The sequence below is a fragment of the Janthinobacterium sp. GW458P genome, from assembly GCF_002127585.1.
Taxonomy (GTDB): domain Bacteria; phylum Pseudomonadota; class Gammaproteobacteria; order Burkholderiales; family Burkholderiaceae_D; genus Janthinobacterium.
Genome location: NZ_NEGZ01000122.1, coordinates 1 through 3057, shown reverse-complemented (window position 1 = coordinate 3057; position 3057 = coordinate 1). Strand labels below are relative to the sequence as shown.

The 3057-nt window shown below is 69.0% G+C and carries 3 protein-coding genes; 1 reads left to right on the top strand and 2 read right to left on the bottom strand.

The annotated features are described in order from the left end of the window. Positions 1-1065, bottom strand: a 1065-nt coding sequence (locus CBW50_RS28180) for an ATP-binding protein (protein WP_086148545.1), incomplete at its 3' end; no start/stop codon positions are given. Continuing rightward, positions 1065-1811 carry a response regulator gene (locus CBW50_RS28175; RefSeq protein ID WP_086148544.1) on the bottom strand — a complete coding sequence of 249 codons (747 nt, stop codon included), beginning with the start codon at positions 1809-1811 and terminating at the stop codon, positions 1065-1067. The genes CBW50_RS28180 and CBW50_RS28175, both read right to left, overlap by 1 nt. Positions 1812-1943: 132 nt before the next feature. Between CBW50_RS28175 and CBW50_RS28170 the strand changes: the two genes are divergently transcribed. Beyond that, on the top strand, positions 1944-3057 hold a 1114-nt coding region (locus CBW50_RS28170; RefSeq protein ID WP_086148546.1), incomplete at its 3' end, for an efflux RND transporter periplasmic adaptor subunit.

Genomic DNA, 3057 nt, shown 5'->3' with positions numbered 1-3057 from the left:
GCCGTGCTCGACCGGCCACTTGACGGTAAACACGCTGCCGCCGGCCTTGCCGCGCGTGCAGGCCGCGCTGCCGCCGTGCGCGCGCGCGATGGCTTCCACCACGGCCAGGCCCAGGCCGCTGCCCGCATGCTGGTCGCCGCCGTCGCTGTCGCCGCGGCGGAACGCTTCGAACACGTGCGGCGCCAGTTCTTCCGCAATGCCGGGACCCGCATCCTCGACGCTCAGGCAGTACTGGCCGGCCTGCGCGCGGGTGCGCACGCGCAGCAGGCCAGGGCGGGCATAGCGGCGCGCGTTGTCGAGCAGGGCCAGCACGATTTGCCGGATGCGCGCCGCGTCGCAGCAGACGGGATGGTCGGACAGGTGCAATTGCAGCGTAAAACCGGCCGCTTCCATTTCCTGCGCCAGCAGGCGGCCCACTTCCTCGATTTCCAGGGTCAGGTCCGTCCACGCCATGCGCAGCTGCATGTGGCCGCTGTCGGCCAGGCTCAGGGTGCGCAAGTCCTCGATCAGGCGGCCCAGGTCCTCGACTTGCGACAGCAGGCTGGAAAACGGCACTTCCTCGGGCTTGAAGACGCCGTCGACGACGCCCTGCAAGGTGCCGCGCAGGATGGTCACGGGCGTGCGCAGTTCGTGCGCGATGGCCGCATTCCACGTTTCGCTTTCCTTGGCCGCCCGCTGCAGGCGTTCGGCCATGCTGTTGAAGTCATCGACCAGCATGGCCGTCTCGCCCAGGGTGCGGTCGCCGGCGAAGGCGCGCGCCGACAGGTCGCCATGCGCCACGCGGCGCACGCTGTCCATCACGGAATTGATCGGCTTCAAGATGCGCGAGGCCAGCTTGATGGCGAAAAAGGCCGCCAGCCCCAGGCCGAAGATGGTGATGGCGAAGATCCACAGCCACTCGACGGTACTGGGCGACCAGTCGTCGGGTTCCGACAGCATGCCGGGATCGATCTTGAAGGCGACGGCGAAAAAGATCCACGAGCCGATCCAGATGATCAGGATGCTGCACACCATCAGCACGCACATCGACAGGATGATCTGCCGGTTCAGTCCTGTGAAGCGCATCAGTCGCTCTCGAGGCGGTAACCGACGCCGCGCAGGCTGGCCGGCATGTTCATGACGCCCGCTTCCTCGAGCTTCTTGCGCAGCTTGCTGACATGGCTGTCTACCGTGCGTTCCAGAGAATTGCTTTCAGGCATGCACGACTCCAGCAATTCCAGGCGGCTGCAGACGCGCCGCGGCGTGCGCGCCAGGTGCGCCAGCAGGCGGAATTCCGTCAAGGTCAGGCTCAGGGGTACTGGCGCGCCTTCGCGCAGCACGCTGGCCACATACGTTTCCTGGTCGATGTCGATGGGGCCGCAGCGCAGCCGCTGGCCGCCGACGGGGTGGTGGCGCACGCGCGAGCGGCGCAGCACGGCGGCCACGCGGGCCACCACTTCGGCCGGGTTGAACGGCTTGATGATGTAGTCGTCGGCGCCCACGCGCAGGGCGGCCAGCTTGTCGGCATCCTGGTCGCGCGCCGTGAGCATGATGACGGGCGTCTCGCCGCGCCGCCGCACTTCCGCCAGCACGGCCCAGCCGTCGAGACGCGGCATCTGCACGTCGAGCAGCAGCAGGTCCGGCGCCAGCGCCAGGTGCTGCTGCAGCGCTTCCTGGCCGTCCAGGGCAAAGGCGGTGCGGTAGCCGTCGCGCTCCAGGTAGCCGGCCAGGATGCGGGCGATCTGCGGTTCATCCTCGGCGATCAGGATCAGGGCGGCGGGCGGGGTGGTGGCAAGAAAGGACGGTTGGCTGGCGCTGTGATGATAGTTCATGCAAATAGTCTAGCATTCTTCTTTCCCTCCATCGAATCTCCACATTTCTTTAACGAAATGTCCACCTTGGCCTTCTATGCTGCGCTTATCTGTCGACCGGACCGCCGGTTGGGATCTGCCATAGAAAAGACCATGCATCCGAACTACCTCTCCAAGAAAAACATGTTGATCGCCGCGGCGCTGCTTGGCCTAGCCGCCTGTTCCAAACCCGCGCCGCAAGAAGGCGCCGCGCCGCCGGCCGCCGTCACGGTGCTCAAGCTGCAGACGGCCGCCGTGGTGCTCAGCGACGAGCTGCCCGGCCGCGTGGCCGCCTTCCGCACGGCCGACATCCGCCCGCAGGTGGGCGGCATCGTGCTGCGCCGGCAGTTCGAGCAGGGCGCCGACGTAAAAGCGGGGCAGAAGCTGTTCCAGCTCAATCCGGCGCCGTTCCAGGCGGAAGTCGATTCTGCCGCCGCCGCCCTGCAGCACGCGGTGGCCACGGCGAACCGCGCCAGCAGCCAGGCGGACAGGTTAAAACCGCTGGTGGAAGCGGACGCCATCAGCCGCCAGGCGTATGACGACGCCGTGGCCCAGCGCGAGCAGGCCGCCGCCACCGTGGCGCAGGCGCGCGCCAGCCTGGCGCGCCGGCGCCTGGACCTGGCTTTTGCCAGCATCGAGGCGCCCATTGCCGGGCGCATCGGCTCCGAACTGGTGACCGAGGGCGCGCTGGTGGGCCTGGCCGATGCGGCGCCGATGGCGCGCATCCAGCAGATCGACAAGGTGTATGTCGACGTGCGCCAGCCGGCGTCGGCGCTGGCGGCCCTGCAGGCGTCGGGGCCGGCCGGAGTGGACAAGCTGCCCGTCACCATCCTGGGCGCCGACGGCCGGCCGCATCCCGTCACGGGGCGCATCCTGTTCTCCGGCATCAGCGTCGATGCGGGCACGGGCGACGCCACCATCCGCGTGCTGGTGGACAATCCGCAGCGCCAGCTTCTGCCCGGCATGTTCGTGCGCGCCCGCATCGCCCGCGCCGTGCAGCCGCATGGCGTGCTCGTGCCGCAGCAGGCCGTGCTGCGCGGCAGCGGCGGCCAGGCGCAGGCCTGGGTGCTCGACGGCGCGAATAAAGCCAGCCTGACCCCGATCGCCGTGGGCGACGTGGTCGAGCACCAGTACGTGGTCAGCGGCGGCCTGAAGGCGGGCGACACCGTCGTCATCGAAGGCCAGGAGCGCCTGCAGCCGGGCGCCACCGCCGCGCCGCAGCCGTGGA

Bases quoted from the DNA above. Each gene is read 5' to 3' on its own strand.
- CBW50_RS28175 (WP_086148544.1), bottom strand. From the start codon at position 1,811: ATGAACTATCATCACAGCGCCAGCCAACCGTCCTTTCTTGCCACCACC.